General features: G+C 71.8%; 21 protein-coding genes. 18 read left to right on the top strand and 3 right to left on the bottom strand.

Going from position 1 to position 21461, the window contains the following annotated elements:
• Positions 1 to 46 precede the first annotated feature (46 nt).
• Entirely contained in the window at positions 47 to 1603 is a 1557-nt protein-coding gene (ffh, locus tag DEI94_RS09690) for a signal recognition particle protein (RefSeq protein WP_111009296.1), read from the top strand.
• Positions 1604 to 1654: 51 nt separating this feature from the next.
• Here ffh and DEI94_RS09685 read toward each other — a convergent pair whose 3' ends face one another.
• Positions 1655 to 2794, bottom strand: coding sequence for a glutamate--cysteine ligase (locus tag DEI94_RS09685; RefSeq protein WP_111009295.1), 1140 nt, complete (start codon positions 2792 to 2794; stop codon positions 1655 to 1657).
• A 225-nt stretch (positions 2795 to 3019) separates the two neighbouring features.
• Between DEI94_RS09685 and aroA the strand changes: the two genes are divergently transcribed.
• From aroA to trmD, 8 genes are all read left to right on the top strand, one after another.
• Positions 3020 to 6157 carry a 3-phosphoshikimate 1-carboxyvinyltransferase gene (gene aroA, locus DEI94_RS09680; protein WP_111009294.1) on the top strand — a complete coding sequence of 1046 codons (3138 nt, stop codon included), beginning with the start codon at positions 3020 to 3022 and terminating at the stop codon, positions 6155 to 6157.
• Positions 6154 to 7332: an acyl-CoA dehydrogenase family protein gene (locus DEI94_RS09675; protein WP_111009293.1), complete on the top strand. Its 1179-nt coding sequence runs from the start codon at positions 6154 to 6156 to the stop codon at positions 7330 to 7332. The genes aroA and DEI94_RS09675 overlap by 4 nt, the downstream gene beginning before the upstream one ends.
• A gap of 143 nt (positions 7333 to 7475) precedes the next feature.
• The gene (locus DEI94_RS09670; RefSeq protein WP_111009292.1) at positions 7476 to 8294 is read left to right on the top strand and encodes an SDR family oxidoreductase; all 819 of its coding nucleotides are present in this window, start codon (positions 7476 to 7478) and stop codon (positions 8292 to 8294) included.
• 13 nt (positions 8295 to 8307) lie between these two features.
• Positions 8308 to 10419, top strand: a complete 2112-nt coding sequence (locus DEI94_RS09665) for an oxidoreductase (protein ID WP_111027147.1) — start codon at positions 8308 to 8310, stop codon at positions 10417 to 10419.
• A 177-nt stretch (positions 10420 to 10596) separates the two neighbouring features.
• Positions 10597 to 11007, top strand: coding sequence for a 30S ribosomal protein S16 (gene rpsP / locus DEI94_RS09660; protein ID WP_111009290.1), 411 nt, complete (start codon positions 10597 to 10599; stop codon positions 11005 to 11007).
• Positions 11008 to 11010: 3 nt separating this feature from the next.
• Positions 11011 to 11247: an RNA-binding protein gene (locus DEI94_RS09655; protein ID WP_111009289.1), complete on the top strand. Its 237-nt coding sequence runs from the start codon at positions 11011 to 11013 to the stop codon at positions 11245 to 11247.
• 19 nt (positions 11248 to 11266) lie between these two features.
• Positions 11267 to 11875 (top strand): ribosome maturation factor RimM, encoded by a 609-nt coding sequence (rimM, locus tag DEI94_RS09650; protein WP_111027148.1) that lies wholly within the window; start codon positions 11267 to 11269, stop codon positions 11873 to 11875.
• Between the two features lie 3 nt (positions 11876 to 11878).
• A complete protein-coding gene (gene trmD / locus DEI94_RS09645) occupies positions 11879 to 12565 on the top strand; it encodes a tRNA (guanosine(37)-N1)-methyltransferase TrmD (RefSeq protein WP_111027149.1) in 687 nt (228 codons plus the stop codon).
• Positions 12566 to 12568: 3 nt separating this feature from the next.
• Here trmD and map read toward each other — a convergent pair whose 3' ends face one another.
• Entirely contained in the window at positions 12569 to 13360 is a 792-nt protein-coding gene (map, locus tag DEI94_RS09640; RefSeq protein WP_111027150.1) for a type I methionyl aminopeptidase, read from the bottom strand.
• 226 nt (positions 13361 to 13586) lie between these two features.
• Between map and rplS the strand changes: the two genes are divergently transcribed.
• The 9 genes from rplS (at position 13587) to DEI94_RS09595 (ending at position 20827) form a co-directional block, all read left to right on the top strand.
• The gene (gene rplS, locus DEI94_RS09635) at positions 13587 to 13937 is read left to right on the top strand and encodes a 50S ribosomal protein L19 (RefSeq protein ID WP_111009285.1); all 351 of its coding nucleotides are present in this window, start codon (positions 13587 to 13589) and stop codon (positions 13935 to 13937) included.
• Positions 13938 to 14062: 125 nt separating this feature from the next.
• Positions 14063 to 14812 carry a signal peptidase I gene (gene lepB, locus DEI94_RS09630; protein WP_111009284.1) on the top strand — a complete coding sequence of 250 codons (750 nt, stop codon included), beginning with the start codon at positions 14063 to 14065 and terminating at the stop codon, positions 14810 to 14812.
• 65 nt (positions 14813 to 14877) lie between these two features.
• Entirely contained in the window at positions 14878 to 15621 is a 744-nt protein-coding gene (gene rnhB / locus DEI94_RS09625; RefSeq protein ID WP_284183706.1) for a ribonuclease HII, read from the top strand.
• 28 nt (positions 15622 to 15649) lie between these two features.
• Positions 15650 to 15973, top strand: coding sequence for a DUF2469 family protein (locus tag DEI94_RS09620; RefSeq protein WP_111009283.1), 324 nt, complete (start codon positions 15650 to 15652; stop codon positions 15971 to 15973).
• Between the two features lie 216 nt (positions 15974 to 16189).
• On the top strand, positions 16190 to 16543 hold the full coding sequence (locus DEI94_RS09615; RefSeq protein WP_111009282.1) for a histone-like nucleoid-structuring protein Lsr2: 354 nt from the start codon (positions 16190 to 16192) through the stop codon (positions 16541 to 16543).
• A 210-nt stretch (positions 16544 to 16753) separates the two neighbouring features.
• Positions 16754 to 17128, top strand: a complete 375-nt coding sequence (locus tag DEI94_RS09610) for a YraN family protein (RefSeq protein WP_258370192.1) — start codon at positions 16754 to 16756, stop codon at positions 17126 to 17128.
• On the top strand, positions 17125 to 18648 hold the full coding sequence (locus DEI94_RS09605) for a YifB family Mg chelatase-like AAA ATPase (RefSeq protein WP_111027151.1): 1524 nt from the start codon (positions 17125 to 17127) through the stop codon (positions 18646 to 18648). Before DEI94_RS09610 ends, DEI94_RS09605 begins: the two co-directional genes overlap by 4 nt.
• Entirely contained in the window at positions 18645 to 19862 is a 1218-nt protein-coding gene (dprA, locus tag DEI94_RS09600; RefSeq protein ID WP_111027152.1) for a DNA-processing protein DprA, read from the top strand. The genes DEI94_RS09605 and dprA overlap by 4 nt, the downstream gene beginning before the upstream one ends.
• Positions 19863 to 19891: 29 nt before the next feature.
• Positions 19892 to 20827: a tyrosine recombinase XerC gene (locus tag DEI94_RS09595; RefSeq protein WP_146244012.1), complete on the top strand. Its 936-nt coding sequence runs from the start codon at positions 19892 to 19894 to the stop codon at positions 20825 to 20827.
• Here the strand turns inward: DEI94_RS09595 and DEI94_RS09590 are convergent.
• The gene (locus tag DEI94_RS09590) at positions 20812 to 21243 is read right to left on the bottom strand and encodes a murein hydrolase activator EnvC family protein (protein WP_181435319.1); all 432 of its coding nucleotides are present in this window, start codon (positions 21241 to 21243) and stop codon (positions 20812 to 20814) included. The genes DEI94_RS09595 and DEI94_RS09590 overlap by 16 nt on opposite strands.
• Between the last annotated feature and the right edge of the window lie 218 nt (positions 21244 to 21461).

Below are 21461 nucleotides of genomic sequence, written 5' to 3'. Positions count from 1 at the left end.
GGGCCGGGAGGCACGGCACGGGTCCGGCGCGTAGAATCGCGGGACCATGGCGCAATTCGGCACACTCTCCGATCGGCTCACCGAGACCTTCCGCAACCTGCGGTCCAAGGGTCGACTCACCCCGTCCGACGTCGACGGCACCGTCCGCGAGATCCGGCGTGCCCTGCTCGACGCCGACGTGGCGCTCGAGGTCGTCAAGTCGTTCACGGCGTCGGTCCGCGAACGCGCCTTGTCGGACGAGGTCAACAAGGCGCTGAACCCGGCCCAGCAGGTCGTCCAGATCGTCAACGAGGAACTCGTCGGGATCCTCGGCGGCCAGCAGCGCCGCCTCGAGTTCGCGAAGCGCCCGCCGACGGTCATCATGCTCGCGGGCCTCCAGGGCGCGGGCAAGACGACGCTCGCCGGCAAGCTCGGCAAGTGGCTCAAGAAGGACGGCCACACCCCGATGCTCGTCGCCGCGGACCTGCAGCGGCCGAACGCGGTCACGCAGCTCCAGGTGGTCGGCGAGCAGGCCGGCGTCGAGGTCTACGCGCCCGAACCGGGCAACGGCGTCGGGGACCCGGTCAAGGTCGCCAAGAACGCGATGAAGGTCGCGGTGGACCGGCAGTTCGACACCGTCATCGTCGACACCGCCGGGCGGCTCGGCGTGGACGCCGAGCTCATGAAGCAGGCGGCGAACATCCGCAAGGCCGTCGACCCGGACGAGGTCCTGTTCGTCATCGACGCGATGATCGGTCAGGACGCCGTGGCGACCGCGCGCGCCTTCCAAGAGGGCGTCGACTTCACCGGCGTCGTGTTGTCCAAGCTCGACGGTGACGCCCGCGGTGGTGCCGCGCTGTCGGTGGCCAGCATCACGGGCCGACCGATCATGTTCGCGTCCACGGGCGAGAACCTCGACGACTTCGAGCCGTTCCACCCCGACCGCATGGCCAGCCGCATCCTCGACCTCGGTGACGTCCTGTCGCTGATCGAGCAGGCGCAGCAGGCCTTCGACGAGGACGAAGCCCGCAAGGTCGCCGAGAAGATCGCGACCGACTCGTTCACGCTCGACGACTTCCTCAAGCAGATGCAGCAACTCCGCAAGGCGGGGTCGATCAAGAGCATGCTCGGCATGCTGCCCGGCGCGAAGGGCATGCGCGAGGCCCTCGACTCCTTCGACGAGCGCGAGATCGTCCGGACCGAGGCGATCATCCAGTCGATGACGCCGCAGGAGCGTGCGCTGCCGAAGATCCTCAACGGGTCCCGTCGCCTGCGGATCGCGCGCGGTGCCGGGTCGACCGTCACCGAGGTCAACCAGCTCGTGAACCGGTTCGAGCAGGCCGCGAAGATGATGAAGACGGTCGCCAAGGGCGGGGTCCCCCAGGTGCCCGGCATGGGCCCGGTTCCCGGTGCGTCCTACGCGGGCAAGCGGCAGCAGCCGAAGAAGAAGGGGTCCAAGGCGGGCAACCCGGCCAAGCGCGCTGCGCAGAACGCGGCCATCGCGTCCGGACCGCAGGCGCCGACGGCGCCGACCGGCGGTGGCTTCGGGCTCGGCGGTGCGAAGAACCCGAAGGCGCCCACCGAAGAGGAGATGGCCGCGCTCGGCAAGTTCCTGAACCGGTAGCGGCGGGACGGACGTGCGGTGCGCCTCCCGTCCGTCCCGTCGGTCGCCCGGTCACAGCACCGCGTCGATGCTCTCCCCGAGTTCGGTGACCAGGGACCGGACGACGGCCCGCATGTCGTCCTCGTGCTCTGCCGCGACGCGGAGCTGCCGCTGGTAGGACGCGCCCTCCTCGAGGACGCGGTCGAGCCCGTGGAGCTCCTCGAGGCACCCCAGGCGCTCGGCGACGGGCTCGAGTCGTACGACGAGGTCGCGGACGTCGTCGGACACGAGGCGCTCGTCACCGGCGGCGTCCACGATGATCTCCGCCTCCATCCCGTACCGAGCCGCACGCCATTTGTTCTCGCGCACGAACCAGGGCTGCATGGTGGGGAGGGTCTCCCCGGCGTCCAGCCGATCGGACGCCTCGGTCACCAGGCACTGCACGAGCGCGGCGACCGCGGCGAGTTCGTGCGCCGTGCTGATGCCGTCCGAGACGCGGTTCTCGAGCGTCCCCCACTTCGGCGACGGTCGGAGGTCCCAGCGCAACTCGGTGTGGTCGTCCACGACACCGGTGCGCACCATGTCGTCCACCATCTCCTCGTAGTCCGCCCACGCACCGAACTGCGGGGGGAGTCCCGCCGTCGGCAGCTGCTGGAACATGAGCGCCCGGTTCGAGGCGTAGCCGGTGTCGACGCCGGCCCAGTAGGGACTGGACGCCGTCAGCGCCTGGAGGTGTGGCACGGACGCGAGCATCGCGTTGAGGATCGGCAGGGCCTTCTCGCGGTCGTCGATGCCGACGTGGACGTGCACGCCCCAGATGAGCATCTGGCGACCCCACCAGCGCGTGCGGTCGATGAGGGTCGTGTACCGCTCACTGTCGGGCGTGACCTCCTGCTGGTCCCACTGCGCGAAGGGGTGCGTACCCGAGCACATCACGTCCGTGTCGAGCACGTCAGCGGCCGTGCGCACCGCGCTCACGATGCCGGCCAGGTCGCGGACCGCGTCGCGGACGGTGTCGTGGACGCCCGAGACGACCTCGACGGTGTTCGTCAGGAGCTCGTTCGTGACCCGGTCGTGTCCGAACCGTTCGCGCACCGCGAGGAGCACGTCGGGCGCCCGCGGCGTGAGGTCGCCCGTGGTGCGATCGACGAGCGGCAGCTCCCACTCGATCCCGATCGTGGACGGTCGTGACGACGTGAACGCGATGTCCATGCGCGGCCTTTCGGAGGCGGTCGGTGCGCCCGGGGACACGGCTCCGTCGCCGGCTCGGGACACGCGCCCGGGGTCGGGCGCCGGTTTGTCGGATCGGGTCCCATCCTGCCTCGTGCATTGTCGGACACGCACAACAACGGCTCCCGCGCGTCGTTCCCCCGGCGGTTTCGACCCGCGCTCGGCGAGGACTACGGTGGATCCGCTCCGCCACGGAATGAGGTACGCATGCAGCTGGTCGTCCGCGGGACATCCGCACCCCTCGTCGGGGAACTCGACATCCCCGTGTCCAAGTACCACGCGCATCGAGCGCTGGTCCTCGCATCACTGGCGGAGGGCACCAGCGTCGTGTCGGGCATCAGCACGACTCGGCAGGTCGAGTGGACGGTCGGGACGCTGCGGGCGCTCGGCGTCGACATCGTGCGACGGGGCAACGACTACCTCGTGACGGGGCTCGGCGGTCGCTACGTCGCCACCGACGTCGTCGACCACGGCTCCCGCGGGGCGGACGGTCTGCTCAACATGGGCTCGTCCGGGACCACCCTCTACTTCATGACGGGCCTGGCCGCACTCGCCGACCGCCCGATGACGCTCACGGGCATGAAGTACTTCCAGCGGCGCCCGATCAAGGCGCTCCTGACCTCGCTCACGCAGATGGGCGTCGAACTCGAGGCGACGAACGACTGCCCGCCCATCACCGTGCAGCCCCGACGGCCGCGCGGTGGCGACGTCTCGATCGCCGGCACCCTGTCGCAGTGGGTCTCCGGACTGCTCCTGGTCGCCCCGTTCGCCGAGCAGGAGACCCGCATCCACATCACGGGCGGCCGCCTCAACGAGCAGCCCTACGTCGAGCTGACGGTCGCGATGATGCGCCAGTTCGGACTGACCGTCGAGGTCTCGGACGACTGGCTCGAGTACCGCGTGCCGGCGAACCAGCGCGCGACGCCACACGACTACGTCATCCCGCCGGACATCGGCTCGGCCGCGTTCGGGATCGCCGCCGCGGGCATCCGCGAATCGGACGTGCTCCTGCGTGGGATGACCTCGTTCCGGACTGCCGACACCGACCACCCCGAGAGCGAGTTCCTCGACCTCGCCACCGCGATGGGCGTCCCGATGCGCATCGACGAGGAGACCGGGTTCGTGCGCATCACGCACGACGGCTCGCCGCTCCGGCCACTCGACATCGACTGCCAACCGATCCCGGACCTCCTGCCCGTCCTGTCCACCATGGCGACCTTCGCCGAGGGCACGAGCCGCCTGTGGAACGTCGCGCACATCCGCCTCAAGGAGTCCGATCGCGTCGCCGCCATGCTGCAGCTGAACCGGATGGGCGGCCGCGCGGAGCAGGGCGCGGACGAGCTCCGCGTCACTGGGGTGCAGCAGCTCACCGGATCGCCGATGTCGTCGTTCAACGACCACCGCGTGCTCATGTCGCTCGCCGTCGCGGCGTCGAAGGCCGACGGCGTGTCCGCGCTCACCTACCCGAGGGCGTACCGCATCTCCTACCCGACGTTCCTCGAGGCGATGAACTCGGTCGGGCTCGACATGGAGGTCGGGGATGCCACCGCGGCGCTCGCCGCGGCCGACTCCGCCGAGGGCTTCGACCCCGAGGACGCCGCCGAGGACCTCGGCGCCGTCGCCGCCGAGGAGACCGCGGTCCCGGCGGGGATCGACGCCGAGCCGCTCGTGCTCAGCGAGCGCGTCCGGGCACTCGCCGAGTCGGACCCCGACGGAGCCGCGGTGATCGAGGTCGGCGGACCGGCCGCGGTCACGACCACGTGGAAGCAGCTCCAGGACGAGGCGGACCAGGTGTCCGCGCTCCTGCTCGAACTCGGCGTGCGCAAGGGCGAGTCGGTCGCGATGCAGCTGCCGAACTGGCGGGAGTTCGTCGCCATCACGCTCGGCGCGGTCCAGATCGGCGCCGTCGCGACCCCGATCATGCCGGTGTTCGGACCGCGTGAGACCACCATGACGCTCGCGCGGTCGCGTGCCCGTGTCGTGTTCCTGCCGAACGTGTTCCGCAAGCGCCGGCCCGCGATCGAGCTGCTCGACGTGGTGGACGAGGCCGCTGCGCAGAACCGTCGGCTCGCGGTCGAGCACGTCGTGGTCCTGCGGTCGGAGGCCCGCGGGCACCAGGACACCCCGACGAACCTGCCGCCGATGCCCGCTGACGCCATGGACCGCGTCGATGCCTCCGAGTGGAACTGGCGGTACTACGACACCGCGCTCGAGTCGGTCCAACCGGACACCGCGCAGATCCGCTCGATGTCGCCCGGTCCGGACGACATCTGCCAGCTGCTGTTCACCTCCGGGACGACGGGGGAGCCGAAGGGCGTCCAGCACCCACACCGGACGCTGGGCCTGGCCACCGCGATGCACGTCGCGCAGACCGGCCTCGGTGCCCAGGACCGCATCTACATCCCGTCGCCGCTGGCACACCAGACCGGGTTCCTCTACGGCATGCTCCTGGCGTTCCGCCTCGGCGTCGCGCAGGTGATCCAGCCCGTCTGGGACGGCCGCGTGGCGCTCGACCAGGCGTTCGGAGCGGCCGGGGCGACGTTCGTGCAGTGCGCGACGCCGTTCCTGACCGACCTCGTCGACCTCGTCGAGGCCGGGGCCGAGCAGCCCGCCTCGTTGCGGATCTTCGTGCCCACGGGCGCCGCGGTCCCACGCGCGCTCGCGCAGCGCGCCGCGACGGTGCTCGGGAGCGCGATCCTCGGCGCCTTCGGCACGAGCGAGACCTGCCTCGGCGCGCTCTCGAGCCCGAGCGACGACCCGGCGGACGCATACGGGCACGACGGGCGCGCGTTGCCGGGCATCCGCCTGCGCATCGTCGACGACGAGGGCGCCGAGCTCCCGGTGGGGAGCGAGGGCAACTTCGAGCTGCACTCGCCGACGATGTTCGACGGGTACCTCGACCGCCCCGACCTCACCGACGACGTGTTCACCCCGGACGGGTGGTACCGCACCGGCGATCTCGCGCGGATCGACGACAAGGGGTTCCTCAGCATCACCGGCCGGGTGAAGGACGTCATCAACCGCGGCGGTGAGAAGATCCCCGTGGTCGAGATCGAGAACCTGTTGTACCAGCACCCCCTCGTCACGGACGTCGCGATCGTCGCGATGCCCGACGAGCGACTCGGGGAACGTGCCTGCGCGTTCGTGGTGTCGTCGCGTGACGACGAGACCCTCGACTTCGGTGCGATGCAGCAGTACCTCGAGCACGCCAACGTGTCGAAGTACTACTGGCCGGAGCGGCTCGAGTACATCGACGAACTGCCGCGGAACGCGGTGGGCAAGGTCCAGAAGAACGTCCTGCGCGAGCAGGCCGCGGCGCTCGTCGCCCAGAAGGAGAACTCATGACGCAGGTGACCGAGACCGTGGCCCCGTTCGACGAGGACGCGTTCCAGCAGCTCAAGGCCGAGGTGGACGCGTGGGTGCGCGGCCCCGGCGAGGACTACGCGAACGAGATCGAGCGCACCGGGCAGGTCCCCCCGCAGGTCCTCGTGGACCTGCGCGAGCGTGGGTGGCTGGGCCTGGCGGCGCCCGTCGAGCTCGGCGGTCGTGGGATCCCGTTCCCGCGCTACCTCGAGATCATGGAGATCATCTCGCGCTCCCACGGCTCGATCCGCATGCTCGTGCACGTCATCAACGGCACGTGGCGCGCCATGGCGCCGTACGCGACTCCGGAGCAGCTCGAAGAGGTCGTCAAGCCGTCGATCGCCGGTGACACGCTCGTGGCGTTCACGCTGACCGAAGCGACCGCGGGTACCGGTGCGGACATCCGCACGACCGTCCGGCGCGAGGGTGACACCTACGTCATGAACGGCGAGAAGCACCTCATCACGTTCGGCGTGAAGTGCGACTACTGGCTGCTGGCGGCGCGGCTCGAGGGGTCGACGGGCCAGGAGGGCACGGTCGCGTTCCTCATGCCGAACTCGGGTCTGCCGGGTGCCGAGGTGATCGACGACTCGGACACCATGGGCATCCGGGGCACCGACCACGCCATCCTCAAGTTCCACGACGTCCCGGTGCCGGTGTCCGCGCGCCTCGGCGAGGAGGGCCAGGGGCTCGAGGTCGCGCTCGGCGGGTTCCTCCTGCCGAGCCGCGTGTCGGTCGCGATGAGCGCCGTCGGTCTGGCCGAGCGTGCGAACGAACTGGCTGTCGAGTACGCGAACACCCGCGAGACCTTCGGCAAGAAGCTGAGCAGCCGACAGGCGATCCAGTTCTACCTCGCCGAGAACTACGCGGACATCGCGGCCGCGCGGGCCCTGGTGTACGAGGCCGCCCGCGCCTACGAGGAGGGCCGCCCCGACGCGGGAACGCTCTCGAGCGCGTCGAAGATGGTCGCCGTGGACATGCTCGCGCGGGTCACCGACAAGGCCCTGCAGGTGCACGGCGGATCCGGCTACTGGAAGCGCAACACGATCGAGCGCGTGTACCGCGACGCCCGTGCGCAGCGCTTCGAGGAGGGCACGAACGAGATCCAGAAGCTCGTGGTCGGCCGCGCGGTCGTCACCGGGCAGGCGCGATTCTGACATGACCTCGGTCGGGAGGCGCGGGGCGGGCCCGTCCCGTGCCTCCCGACCGTCAGCACCAGCGTGACCGTCCCACCCGCGTGACGTCCGCCCCACCCCCGACCGGCGCGCACGCGCCGGCACCAGCGAGACAAGGAACCCCCGTGGCCGACACCACCAGTGCACCCGTCGCCGTCATCACCGGCGCATCCCGCGGCATCGGCCGCCTGCTCGCGAAGAAGCTCGGCGCGCGCGGCGTCACCGTCGTCGTGACCTACAAGGGCAACGCCGACCTGGCCGAGGAGTCGCTCGCCGACGTCAAGGCCGCCGGTGGTGACGGCATCACCGCCCAGGTCGACATCGAGCAGCCCGAGTCCATCGACGCGCTCTTCGACGTCGTCCGCGACACCTACGGACGGCTCGACTACTTCGTGGCGAACGCGGCAGCCAGCGCGTTCAAGGCCGTCAAGGAGCTGAAGCTCCACCACCTCGACCGCAGCTACGCGACCAACGCGCGGTCGTTCGTGCTCGGCGCCCAGCGCGCGGCGGAGCTCATGGACGACGGCGGTCGGATCGTCGTCGTCACGTCCTACGGCTCGCTGCGGGCGTTCCCCACGTACGCCGCGCTCGGCGCCGCGAAGGCGATGACCGAGTCCTACATGAAGTACATGGCGGTCGAGTTCGGTCCGCGGCAGATCACCGTCAACGCGGTCAACGGCGGACTCATCGACACCGACTCGCTCGACTACTTCTACTCGAACGTCCCCGGTCAGGCCCCGATGCACACCGTGCTCGAGAAGCTGCCGCTGCAGCGGCCCGGCACCCCGGACGACATGGCGGACGCGGTCGACTTCCTGCTCTCGGACAAGGCGTCCTACATCACCGGACAGGTGCTGTCGGTCGACGGTGGGCTCACCGTCATCGCGCCGCCCTTCTGGTCGGACACGACGTCGCCGCTGCGCGACGCCGTCCTGCCGGAGTAGGACCCTCGCGCCCATGTCCGACCCGTCGACACCGCTGACGACCGCCGCACCGCTCGCCGTCACCACGACCCCGTGGTCGCTCGGTCCGATCACGTTGCCGCATCGTGTCGTGATGGGCAGCATGCACACCGGACTCGAGGTGCACGACGACGGTGGCGCCGGCATGGCCGCGTTCTACCGGGAGCGAGCCGCCGGGGGAGCGGCGCTGCTCATCACCGGCGGCATCGCGGTCAACGACGAGGCGCGCGGCGGCCCGGACTTCGCGGTGTTCGGGGTGGGGGACACCGACGACCGCTTCCGCACCGCCGTCGACGCCGTGCACGCGGAGGGCGGCGCAGTCCTCGCCCAGCTCTTCCACGCTGGTCGCTACGCCCTGGTCGCCGGGCTCACGGACCGGAACGGTGCGCCGCAGCGCGCCGTCGCACCGTCGCCCCTGCCGTGGGCGGCCGCGCGCGGTGTCGTGCCCGAGGCGCTGACCCACGACGAGGTCCTCCGGACGATCGAGGACTTCGCCGACGCGGCCCGGGCCGCTCGGGACATCGGGTTCGACGGCGTCGAGATCATGGCGTCCGAGGGCTACCTCGTCAACCAGTTCTGCTCGCCGCTCACGAACCAGCGGGACGACGCATGGGGTGGCGACCCCGAGCGTCGGCGGCGGTTCGCCGTGGAGGTCGCGCGCGCCGTCCGCAGCGCGGTACCGGACCTCGCGGTGACGATCCGCCTGTCCGGGGTCGACCTCATGCCGCGGTCGTCGTCGCCGGAGGACGTCGACGCACTCGTCCGCGACCTGCTGCCGACCGGGATCGACGGCATCAGCGTCGGGGTCGGCTGGCACGAGTCCCGGGTACCGACCGTGCAGGCCGCCGTGCCGCACGGTGTCTGGCTGTCGTACGTCGAACGCATCGCGCGCGTCGTGCGCTCCTCCGACCGCCCGGACGTCCGGGTGCTGGCGTCGAACCGCATGACCGACCTCCGCGACGTCGAGGCGGTCCTCGAACGCGGGCTCGTCGATGCGGTGGCCCTCGCCCGCCCGTTCCTCGCCGATCCGTCCATCGTCGGCACGAGCCTCCGCGGCCGGTTCGACCTGGTCACGACGTGCATCGGCTGCAACCAGGCGTGCCTCGACCGGTCGATCGTCGGTCAGCCGGTGTCGTGCCTCGTGAACCCGCGGGCCGCTCGTGAGGTCGCGTTCCCGGTCCGTCCGACCGCCGAGCCGAAGCGGATCGACGTCGTCGGCGGGGGACCGGCGGGTCTCGCGGCGGCCGTCGACGCGGCGCGTCGCGGGCACCGGGTGCGACTCTGGGAGCGCGCGGACGAGCTCGGCGGGCAGTTCGGGCTCGCCTCCCGCATCCCCGGTAAAGAGGACTACGCCGGTCCGGTCCGGTCCGCGCACGCGGAACTCGTCGAGCGCGGCGCGGAGGTCCTGCTCGGCCGGACCGCCACCGCCGCCGACCTCGCCGACAGCGACGGCGTCGTGCTCGCCTCCGGTGTCGTGCCCCGCACGGTGACGATCCCCGGAGCGGACCTGCCGCACGTCATCACGTACGAGCAGGCGCTCCGGCACGGCGTTCCCGCGGGCAGCGTGGCCGTGATCGGCGGCGGTGGGATCGGTGTCGACACGGCCGCGTTCCTCGTGGAGTCGCCCGACGAGTCGCGTCGGGCCGCGGAGTTCGACGAGCGCTGGGGGCTCGACGGCTTCGACGGGCTCGTCGGTGACCTGCCGCAGCGCGAACCCGCCGCTGCCCGCACGCTCCGGCCGGGGCCCGACGTGACCGTGCTCCGCCGCTCCGGCAAGTTCGGACAGGGTGTGGGGATCACCTCGCGCTGGGTCGCGCTCGGCCGTCTCCGGGACGCGGGGGTCCGCTTCATCGGAGGCGTGCGCGAGTACGTGGGGATCGAGCCCGGGGTGCTCCGGATCCTCGACGAGGACGGCACACCGGTCGCCGTGCCCGCGGACACGGTGGTGCTCTGCGCCGGGCAGGAGGCGTCGAGCGACCTGGCGTCGGAACTCGCGGCGACCGGGGTGCCGTTCGCGGTCGTCGGCGGTGCGCGGGACGCCCGTTCGGTGGACGCGGTCCGCGCGACCACGGAGGCGCTCGAAGCGGTCCGGCGGCTCGCTCCCTGACGCCCGACCGCGTGCCGGTTGGCGAGCCTCCCGGTCATCTGCAAGAATGAGCGGTCGAGTCCTGCCCGCCCGACCCTCTATCAGGCGGTGCGCGACTTCCATCCGAGCTTTCGCCGCGTGTGCCCCCACGCCCACGGTCGGCAGTTCAACCACTCTGAACACGCAACAGGAGCAAACGTGGCTGTCAAGATCCGCCTCAAGCGCCTCGGGAAGATCCGAGCGCCGTACTACCGTGTCGTCGTCGCCGACTCGCGCACCAAGCGCGATGGTCGCGTCATCGAGGAGATCGGCAAGTACCACCCGACCGAGGAGCCCTCGGTCATCGACATCGACTCGGACCGCGCGCAGTACTGGCTCGGCGTCGGCGCGCAGCCGACCGAGCAGGTCGCCGCCCTCCTCAAGCTCACGGGTGACTGGGGCAAGTTCAAGGGCGACGCCTCGGCGACGAGCACCGTCAAGACCGCCGAGCCGAAGCAGGCCTTCGTCGCCGACGACAAGAAGAAGCCGGTCCTCAAGCCGAAGTCGGAGAAGCAGGCCCCGGCCGCTCCGGCCGCGGACGCCACCGACGAGACCGCCGCCGAGGCGTAGGTCTTGCTCGAATCCGCGCTGACGCACCTCGTCAAGGGGATCGTCGATCACCCTGACGACGTGCGCGTCGCCAGCTCCACCTCTCCGCGTGGCGAGGTCCTCGAGGTGCGTGTGCACCCCGAGGACCTCGGCCGCGTGATCGGACGCGCCGGACGGACCGCGAAGGCGCTCCGCACCCTCGTGTCGGCGCTCGCCGACGGTCAGCGGGTGCGGGTCGACGTGGTCGACACCGATTCCTAGTCGCACGACCCAGCTCCGGGTGGGTCGACTCAGCAAGGCGCACGGGCTCAAGGGCGGTCTCAAGCTCGAGCTCTACACCGACGACCCGGACCGTCGGTTCACCCCGGGAGCCGTCTTCTCGCTCCAGGTGCCGGACGATTCGCCGTGGTCCGGCAAGGACCTCGAGCTCCAGGAGCTCCGGTGGTACAACGCGCACCCCGTCGCGTTCTTCGTCGGTGTCCCCGACCGGACGGTCGCCGAGACGCTCGTCAAGGCGATCCTCTGGGTCGAGCAGGACGAGGACGAGCCGACGGGCGAAGACGACGCATGGTACGACCATCAGCTCGTCGGGCTCCGGGTCCTCCGCGAGGGCGTCGAGGTCGGGACGGTCGCGCGGGTCGACCACCTGCCGGCGCAGGACCTGCTGGCGATCGACACGCCGTCCCGTGGTGAGGTCCTCGTCCCGTTCGTGAGCGCGATCGTCCCGTCGGTGGACATCGCCGCGGGCACGCTCACCGTGACGCCCCCGACCGGTCTGTTCGAGGAGGTCATCGAAGCGCCGGAGGACGCCGCCGACGGCCCGGAGGACGCCGCCGGTCCGTCGGAGGCGGAGGCCGACGGGTCCGCCACCGACCACAACGAGGACTGACCCGTGCGGATCGACATCGTCACGATCTTCCCGGAGTTCTTCGGCGTGCTCGACGTCTCGCTTCTCGGTCGCGCGCGGCAGGGGGGTCTGCTCGACGTGCACGTGCACGACCTCCGCGACCACACCTCGGACCGCCACCGGACTGTCGACGACACCCCGTACGGCGGCGGTGCCGGCATGGTGATGAAGCCGGAGCCGTGGGGCCTCGCGCTCGAAGGGCTCCTGCGGCCCGACCGGTCCTCGACCCTCGTCGTGCCGACCCCTGCCGGGGTGCCGTTCCGACAGGAGACCGCGCGTGCCCTCGCCGAGCAGGAACACCTCGTGTTCGCGTGCGGCCGGTACGAGGGCATCGACGCGCGGGTCGTCGAGTGGGCGGCCTCCCGCGCGTCCGTGCGTGAGGTCTCGCTCGGGGACTACGTGCTCAACGGTGGCGAGGTCGCGGCGATGGCGATCGTCGAGGCCGTGGGGCGGCTCGTCCCGGGCGTCGTCGGCAACCCCGAGAGCCTCACCGAGGAGTCGCACGAGGACGGCCTGCTCGAGTACCCGAGCTACACGAAGCCGGCGTCCTGGCGGGGTCTCGACGTCCCCGAGGTCCTGCTCAGCGGGCACCACGGGCGCGTCGCCGGGTGGCGTCACGAGCAGCAGCTCGAGCGGACGCGGCGGGTCCGCCCGGACCTCCTCGGTGAGTAGACGTCAGGCGAGGAGGGCGGCCCGCTCGGCGCTGCGCAGCGTGAGGACCTCCGGGCCGTCCTCCGTGACCGCCACGGTGTGCTCGACGTGCGCCGCCCGCGACCCGTCGCTGCTGCGCAGGGTCCAGCCGTCCTGGTCCTGGTAGAGCTCGTCCGTGCCGGCCATGAGCCACGGCTCGATCGCCATCACGAGACCGGGGCGGAGGACCATCCCCCGGCCCGCGCGGCCGTCGTTCGGGACGTGGGGGTCGCCGTGCATCGAGCGGCCGACACCGTGGCCGCCGAACTGGAGGTTGACCGGGTAGCCCGCATCCCGTGCCACCGAGCCGATGGCCGACGAGACGTCGCCGAGACGGTTGCCGGGACGCGCCGCGGCGATCCCCGCGTCGAGCGCGCGCCGGACGGTCGCGACGAGGCGCTGGTCCTCGGCGCGCGGGGTCCCCACCTGGACCGTCACGGCCGAGTCCGCGACCCAGCCGTCCACGCTCGCGGCGAAGTCGAGGCTCACCAGATCGCCGTCGACGAGGCGCTGCGCGTGGGGCAGGCCGTGCAGCGCGGCGTCGTTGACGGACGTGCAGAGGTACCGGCCGAACGGCATCGCGCCGAACGACGGGTGGTAGTCGACGTAGCAGCTCTCCGCGCCGCGGTCCGCGATCATCCGACCGGCCAGCGCGTCGAGGTCGAGCAGGTCGACGCCGACGTCGGTGGCATCGACGAGCGCGTCCAGGACGTCCGCGACGAACCGTCCGGCGGTGCGGAGGCCGTCGAGCTCGGCGGGGGTGCGCAGTTCGATCATGCACACCATCCTGCACCGCACGGGCCGCGCTTCGGCACGCCGACCCCGCGCGGGACGTGGTCCCGGCTGACGGCCCGGGTGGCGCTGGCCATACAGCCTGTGGCAAGATGGACAGCCGTGCCCTGGCCTGGTTCTGCCACGGGGGAACCGCCGCTCGTGGGGCACGCACCACATCTTCCCATCGATCAGCGACCGACCCGTGCGCGGCCGCAGAGAGTGACACATCATGAGCCAGCTCCTCGACCAGGTGGACGCCGCCTCGCTCAAGAGCGACATCCCCGCCTTCCGCGCCGGTGACACCGTCAAGGTGCACGTCAACATCATCGAAGGCACGCGCTCGCGTGTCCAGGTGTTCCAGGGCGTCGTGATCGGCCGGCAGGGCCACGGGGTCCGCGAGACCTTCACGGTCCGCAAGGTCAGCTTCCAGGTCGGCGTCGAGCGGACCTTCCCGGTGCACTCCCCGGTGATCGACCACATCGAGCTCGTGACCCGCGGTGACGTGCGTCGCGCCAAGCTCTACTACCTCCGCGAGCTCCGCGGCAAGAAGGCGAAGATCAAGGAGAAGCGCGAAGCCTGATCCTCCTCGAAGGATCAGCCAGCGCGCCGAGCGTCGGCGAGGGCCTCCCGTCCATGTAGCGTGTTCGCTGGACGGGGGGCCTTCGCTGTTTCGTCCGTCACCGTTCAAGGACCAGCAGGACGTCAATGACCGAACCGATCACCGACGGGGAGACCCGTCGCCGGGGCGAGCCGCGCCGCCGCAATGGAGCGCTCACCTTCCTCCGCGACCTCGTCATCATCTTCCTCGCGGCGCTGCTCGTGTCGTTCCTCGTGAAGACGTTCCTGATCAGGTCGTTCTACATCCCCTCGGCGTCGATGGAGGAGACCCTCGTCCCGAACGACCGGGTCATCGTGAACGAACTCGTGCCGCACGTGGTCGGACTCAAGCGCGGTGACGTCGTCGTGTTCAAGGACCCGGGTGGATGGCTCGACGGCGAGCAGCTCCCGGACCTGACCCCGCACACGGCGCTCGGCAAGGCCGCCGAGTGGCTGCTCACGCAGGTCGGCCTCGGGACCGCGGACAGCGACGACCACCTGATCAAGCGCGTGATCGGGCTGCCGGGCGACAAGGTGTCCTGCTGCAACGACTTCGGACAGCTCTCGGTGAACGGCGTGCCCATCAAGGAGCCGTACATCACGTTGCCGGCGGGGGAGACGCGCGCATCCGGCACGGACTTCTCGATCACCGTGCCGGCCCACTCGCTGTGGGTGATGGGTGACAACCGGTACGACTCGAAGGACTCCCGGTACAACCGGCAGACGCCGAGCCATGGCTTCGTGCCGGAGTCCGACGTCGTGGGGCGCGCGTTCGTGATCTCGTGGCCGACGAGCCGGTGGTCGTGGCTCGGCGACTACCCGGACGTCTTCGCGGGCGTGGAGCAGCGGGACTCGTGACGGCGGCGGGCGCAGTGCGCGGCGCGAAGCGGCCTGCGCGGCCGACCCTGCGATGGGAACGCTCCTTGCTCGAACAGGGTCGCGTGACCGTCATCGGGTGCGACGAGGTCGGCCGCGGAGCGATCGCCGGCCCCGTGGCCGTCGGGGTCGCGGCGGTCACGATCGCGGTCGGCCGGATGCCGAGCGGGCTCGCGGACTCGAAGCTGCTCTCGCCCGCCAAGCGTGAGGCGCTGGTGCCGCGGCTCGAGGCCTGGGCGACCACCGCGGTCGGGATGGCATCGGCGGACCTCGTGGACGAGCAGGGCATCGTCACGGCGCTCGGAGTGGCCGGGGCGCGCGGCATCGACCAGCTCGTCGCGGCCGGGATCGCGTTGGACGGTGCGGTCGTGGTCCTCGACGGCTCGTTCGACTGGCTGAGCCGAGCGCTCCGCGACCCGGTCGACGTGCTCGTGCGGGTCAAGGCCGACCGCGACTGCGCCTCGGTCGCCGCCGCGTCGGTCGTCGCGAAGGTGCGGCGCGACGCCCTCATGGTCGCCGCGCACGAGGAGGCCCCGCACTACGCCTGGGCGTCGAACAAGGGGTACGGCTCAACGGAGCACTACGACGGCATCCGTGCCGCCGGTCCGCATGCGCTCCACCGTCGGTCGTGGCTCCACCGATTCGATCCCGTCGTCGAGGTCGAGCCGCTGTTCGAGCTCGACGAGGACGTCCCGTCCGGCGGCGACGCGGTCCCATCCGCCCACGACGCGGTCCCGTCGGTCGACGACGGGGTCCGCCCGCTCGTCGGCGCCGACCCCGAGCGCTCCTGAAGCTCGTCGCGCCGTAGGATGTGCGGCGATGGATGACGACGAATTCGACGACTACGACCGCGAGGTCGAGCTCGCGCTGTACCGTGAGTACCGCGACGTGGTGTCCCAGTTCCGCTACGTGGTCGAGACCGAGCGACGGTTCTACCTGGCGAACGAGGTCGAACTCGTCCGGCGGGACACCGAGCACGACTTCTACTTCGAACTGAGCATGAACGACGTCTGGGTGTGGGACGTCTACCGTTCCGATCGCTTCGTCAAATCAGTTCGAGTGCTCACGTTCAAGGACGTCAACGTCGAGGAACTGACGAGTCGGGAGCTCGAACTCCCCAAGGAACTCGCCCTCGACGAGTAGGTGCGCCGTGCACGGGGTGTTCACCCCGGCGGGGTGAAATCACGGACCCGGCGCCGACGAATTCGACGGCATTCCGCAATTCCGTGAGCGAGTGCAATCCGGAATGGTTACGCTGTGTGCTGGCGTCAATTCGTGGACATGTCCGCATGCCCCACGTCATCGACGTCGTCAACGACCGGAGAACCACCGTCCCCACGGTGGGCAAGGAGTGTGCACATGGCCCAGAAGGTGACCGTTCAGCTGGTGGACGATCTCGACGACACCCCGATCGGCGCGGGCGACGGCCGGACCGTCGAGTTCGCGTTCGACGGAGCGACCTACGAGATCGACCTGTCCAACGACCACGTCGACGCGTTCCGCGAAGTCCTGTCGGACTACATCGCCGCAGCGCGGAAGGTGGGGGCCCGGCGTTCGGGTTCCGGATCGGGTTCGACCAAGACCCCGGCCAAGCGCGGGAACTCGGCCGATCTCGCGAAGATCCGGGAATGGGCGCAGGAGAACGGTCACAACGTCTCCAGCCGTGGCCGTATCTCGGCGGCGGTGCAGGAGGCCTACGCGGCCGCCCACTGACGACGCATTCCGACGATCGCTGAACGACCGTCGGGAAACGGCGGATCCGCGCACGCGGATCCGCCGTTCGTGTTTTCAGCAGGACATCCGTCCTGTCAATTCCTCCCGTCCTCCACAATCCAGCCGAATCGCATTCCTTCCACCGATCCGCGCCACACGAAATGCGTGGATCCCGGGTTCGGCAGGCTCGGTCCGGGAGGAACGATGCAGGTGACACAGGACGATGGCGGTCACAACCGCCGGACCGGGGCGGCGGGAGAGGACATCGCAGCGCGGTGGTTCGAGGAACGGGGAGCCCGCGTCCTCGACCGGAACTGGCGAGGCCCGAGCGGCGAGCTCGACCTCGTGGTGCGCCACGGGCAGACGGTGGCCGTGGTCGAGGTGAAGACGCGCACGGTGACGACTGCAGGACACCCGTTCGAGGCGATCACCCGCCGCAAACGCACCCGGCTCCGCCGGCTCGCCGCGGAGTGGTGCGCGACACATCCCCGCGTCGCTCGCGCCTCGGCAGTCCGCGTCGACGCAGTCGCGGTCCTCATGGTCGGCGACCACGTCGCGGTCGAGCACCTCGAGGACATCGCGTGAGCGGCATCGGGCGGACCACGGCCGTCGCGCTGCTCGGCATCACCGGCCGCATGGTCGAGGTCGAGGCGCACCTGTCGAGTCAGCTGCCCTCGTTCAGCATCATCGGCCTGCCGGACGCGGCCCTGGGTGAAGCCCGCGAGCGGGTCCGTGCCGCGGCGTCGAACACGGGCAGCGCGCTGCCCGCGCGGCGCATCACCGTCAACCTCATCCCGGCCTCCGTGCCGAAGCACGGCTCCGGGTTCGACCTCGCGATCGCCATGGCGGTGTTCGTCGCCGCGGGGGTCGTGCCCGCCGACCCGGCCGGGACCGTGCACATCGGCGAGCTCGGGCTCGACGGGCGAGTCCGTCCCGTCCCCGGCATCATCCCCATGCTCGCCGCCGCGCGCGAGGCGGGTGCCGAGCGTGCCGTGGTGCCGGCGGGCAACGCCGCCGAGGCGTCGTTCGTCCCCGGCATCCGCGTCGAGCCGGTCGTCACCCTCCGCGACGCCGCGATCCTGGCAGGAGCCGACCTGCTCGCCGAGCCGGCCGAACCCGTGACCGCCGCGGCGGTGACGGCGGCGGACCCCGAACCGAAGGAACTGGCGGACGTCGTCGGCAACCCGACCGCGGTCCGCGCCCTCGTCCTGGCGGCCGCCGGTGGTCACCACGTGCTGTTCCTCGGCCCACCCGGCGCGGGCAAGACGATGCTCGCCGAACGGTTGCCCGGCCTCCTGCCCGACCTCGATCCGGTCACCGCGCTCGAGGTGGCGGCCATCCGGTCGCTCGCCGGCCACGGCGCGGAGTCGTGGACGGTCCGGCCGCCGTACGAGCACCCGCACCACTCGACGAGTCCGGTCGCGCTGATCGGCGGCGGCAGCCGTCTCATCCTGCCGGGCGCCGTGTCCCGTGCGACACACGGGGTGCTGTTCCTGGACGAGGCGACCGAGTTCCCCCGGAGCGTGCTCGACACCCTGCGGCAGCCGCTCGAGTCCGGCACGGTGACCATCCACCGCGCGGTGGGACGCGCGCACTTCCCGGCACGCTTCCAACTCGTGCTCGCGGCGAACCCGTGCCCCTGCGGCCGGTACGGCGTCCCCGGACCGCCGTGCGAGTGCCCGCCGCTCGCGCGGCGTCGATACCTCGGACGGCTGTCCGGCCCGTTGCTCGACCGGATCGACGTCCGGCTCGCGGTGCCCCGGGTCACCCCTGCTCGCATCCGCTCCGACGTCGACGACCCGATGACCACCGCCGTGGCGCGAGAGCGCGTCGACGCCGCCCGGGCCGCGATGTCCCGGCGCTGGCGAGGCACCCCGTGGCGGCTCAACGCCCACGTCCCCGGCACACACCTCCGGAGCGCCGACATCGCGTTGCCGACCACGACGACACGGTCGCTCGATGTCGGACTCGAACGGGGGACGCTGACGATGCGCGGGTACGACCGGATCCTGCGCATGGCGTGGACGCTCGCCGACCTGGCGGGCGAGGAGCGGCCCGACACCGACCACGTGCGTCAGGCGATCGCGCTGCGGAGCGCCCTGTGAGCGCCACCGCGGCCGCTCGCCTGCGCGTCGTCGGCAGGACGGACGACGGCGATCCGGACACGGCCGTCGCCGCGGCGCTCTGGACCGTCGTCACGGAACCGGGGGACGCGGTCGCCGGGCATCTCGTCGCCGCCCTCGGGGCGGTGGACGCGCTCCGCCTGGTGACGCGCGGCGACGACGCCCTCCGCATCGCCGACGCCTGCCGCGCACGGGTTCCGGTGGCCGACGAGGACCACCGCGAACTCGTGCAGGCGCTCGTCGCCGCGCTCGCCCGCTGGGCGCCGCGGCTGCGACATCTCGACCCCGATCGCGTGCTCGACGCGGCTGCGGCGGTCGGCGCACGACTCCTGGTTCCCGGGGACCGTGACTGGCCCGAGCGGCTGGCGGATCTCGGCCCGCACGCACCGCTCGCGCTCTGGGTGCGCAGCACCGCCCCGCCCGCGTCGTGGTGGGCGTCCGCGCCATCGCTCGCGGTGGTGGGGTCCCGCGCGGAGACCCCCTACGGAGCCGAGACAGCGGCCGACCTCGCCTCGGCCGCGGCCGATGCAGGCGTGCTGGTCGTGTCGGGCGGCGCACACGGGATCGACGCGGTGGCACACCGCGTGGCCCTCGCTGCGGGTACACCCACCGTGGCGGTGCTCGCGGGCGGTGTCGACCAGCTCTACCCGGCGGCGAACGTGGAACTCCTCCACCGCGTCATGCGGCGCGGGGCCGTCGTGGCCGAGGCGCCACCCGGGGTCCGGCCGACGCGGTGGCGGTTCCTCCAGCGCAACCGATTGATCGCGGCCCTCGCCGACGCCGTGGTGGTCGTCGAGGCGGGCGCGCGGTCCGGGGCGCTCAACACGGCCCATCACGCCGCTCAGCTCGGTCGACCCGTGCTGGCGGTGCCGGGTCCGCTCACCTCACCGTCGTCGGTCGGGTGCCACCGACTGGTGTCCAGCGGTCGGGCGACGCTGCTCACCGCCCCCGCCGATGCGGTGCGGGCGGTGAGCGGTCCGGACGCCGACGGCGGGCCACTCCGCATCCGATCGGCGCAGGACGACCCCGAGCTGCTCCGTGTGCTCGATGCGCTCAGCCGCCGCGCGGGACTGTCCGTGGACGAGGTCGCTCGACGGTCCGGGCTGGGGACCGCCGCGACGGAGGACGCGCTCGCCCTGGCCGAGCTCGAGGGCCGGGCGGAACGCCACCGGACGGGGTGGCGCCTGGTTCCGTGAGGGCGACCGGCGGCGACTACGGTTGGCCCATGACGCCCGCGGCCGAGGACCTGGAGTTGGTCCGCGCCACGCACGCGTTCCTCGACCACCTCGTCCACGGTCGTGGTCTGAGCGCCCAGACGGTCCGCGCCTACAGCGGTGACCTCGAGGACCTGGTGGCGTTCGCGGCGGAGCGTGGTGTCGGTCGGCCGGACGAGCTCACCCTCGAGGTGCTCCGGGACTGGTTGTGGCGTGCGACCGAGCGTGGACTCGCTCGGACGACGATCGCCCGCCGGGCCTCGTCGGTGCGCGCCTTCACCCGGTGGGCCGCCGAGACCGGTCGGATCGCCACCGACCCCGGCGTCCGACTCCGTGCGCCGAAGGGCGGCGCCCACCTGCCGCGAGTGGTGCGTGCCGACCGTGTCGAGGGGATCCTGACGACCCTCGGTGACCGCGCCGCGGACGGCGATCCGGGAGCCCTCCGTGACCGCGCCGTCGTGGAGCTCCTGTACGCGTCGGCGCTGCGGGTCGGGGAGCTCGTGGGCATCGACCTCGCGGACGTCGACCGGAACCGGCTGACGGTCCGTGTCCTGGGCAAGGGCGGACGCGAACGGGTCGTTCCCTTCGGCGTGCCCGCGGACGACGCCCTCGGTGCCTGGATGGAACAGGGCCGACCGGTGCTCGTCGGCCGTGCCCAGGCGCCGGACCCGTCGGCGTTGTTCCTGGGCGACCGGGGTGCCCGGCTCGGCGTCCGCGGGGTGTACCGGCTCATCGCGCGGATCCTGGCGTCTGAACCGGGGGACGGTCCCGCGGGCCCGCACACGTTCCGGCACAGCGCGGCGACGCACCTGCTCGATGGCGGGGCCGACCTCCGGGCCGTGCAGGAGATGCTCGGGCACGCGAGCCTCGGCACAACGCAGATCTACACCCACGTGTCGAGTGCGCGCCTGCGCGAGGCGTACCGGAGTGCTCACCCTCGGGCGTGATCACCGGGTGGCAGGAGCACGGGCCAGGCCGCCGGTGCGAGGTACGCGAGCGGATCGACGTACCGCTCGTCGACCCGCACACCCAGGTGCACGCAGGGCGCGGCGGCCGGGCAGTGCCCGACCGCGACACGACCGACAGGGGTCCCGGCCGCGACCGTCGTGCCGACCACGACGTCCGGCGTGACCGAGTCGAGCGAGCTCCGGACGCCACGGCCGTGGTCGATCGTCACGACGCCGCGTCCTGCCACGGGCCCGGCGAACACCACGGTCCCCGCCGCAGGGGCCAGCGCGAGCGTGCCGACGGATGCGCGGACGTCGATCCCGCGGTGCCCCGCGCCGTAGTCGTGTGCCGGGGGTTCGAACGGCCGGAGGACGACGCGCTCCGGGACGGGCCAGGTCCAGGCCGACGCCGTCATGCTCGCCGACGGGATCGACGCCGGGCGCCGGGGTGCCCCTGCACACGGGGGCCCAGCGCACGAGGAACCAGCACGCGCGGGCCCAGCGCCCAGCGTGACGGTGCACAGCGCGACGACGCACAGCACGAGGACGCGCGGGACGGCCACCAGCGCCGCGCCGAGGCGCGTCCAGGATCTGCGCGGCGTCATCGTCCGCAGGGGAGAGGGCACCGCTCGCG

This window comes from Curtobacterium sp. MCBD17_040 (assembly GCF_003234805.2).
In the GTDB taxonomy this organism is placed as follows: Bacteria; Actinomycetota; Actinomycetes; order Actinomycetales; family Microbacteriaceae; genus Curtobacterium.
Note: the sequence above shows the minus strand (reverse complement) of the source record. Positions and strands in the feature narration are given on the sequence as shown.

Excerpts from the sequence above, each read along its gene's own strand:
- ffh (WP_111009296.1), top strand. The coding sequence starts at position 47 with ATGGCGCAATTCGGCACACTCTCCGATCGGCTCACCGAGACCTTCCGC.
- DEI94_RS09685 (WP_111009295.1), bottom strand. The coding sequence starts at position 2,794 with ATGGACATCGCGTTCACGTCGTCACGACCGTCCACGATCGGGATCGAG.
- aroA (WP_111009294.1), top strand. The coding sequence starts at position 3,020 with ATGCAGCTGGTCGTCCGCGGGACATCCGCACCCCTCGTCGGGGAACTC.
- DEI94_RS09675 (WP_111009293.1), top strand. The coding sequence starts at position 6,154 with ATGACGCAGGTGACCGAGACCGTGGCCCCGTTCGACGAGGACGCGTTC.
- DEI94_RS09665 (WP_111027147.1), top strand. The coding sequence starts at position 8,308 with ATGTCCGACCCGTCGACACCGCTGACGACCGCCGCACCGCTCGCCGTC.
- map (WP_111027150.1), bottom strand. The coding sequence starts at position 13,360 with ATGATCGAACTGCGCACCCCCGCCGAGCTCGACGGCCTCCGCACCGCC.
- rplS (WP_111009285.1), top strand. The coding sequence starts at position 13,587 with ATGAGCCAGCTCCTCGACCAGGTGGACGCCGCCTCGCTCAAGAGCGAC.
- lepB (WP_111009284.1), top strand. The coding sequence starts at position 14,063 with ATGACCGAACCGATCACCGACGGGGAGACCCGTCGCCGGGGCGAGCCG.
- DEI94_RS09620 (WP_111009283.1), top strand. The coding sequence starts at position 15,650 with ATGGATGACGACGAATTCGACGACTACGACCGCGAGGTCGAGCTCGCG.
- DEI94_RS09615 (WP_111009282.1), top strand. The coding sequence starts at position 16,190 with ATGGCCCAGAAGGTGACCGTTCAGCTGGTGGACGATCTCGACGACACC.
- DEI94_RS09595 (WP_146244012.1), top strand. The coding sequence starts at position 19,892 with ATGACGCCCGCGGCCGAGGACCTGGAGTTGGTCCGCGCCACGCACGCG.
- DEI94_RS09590 (WP_181435319.1), bottom strand. The coding sequence starts at position 21,243 with ATGACGGCGTCGGCCTGGACCTGGCCCGTCCCGGAGCGCGTCGTCCTC.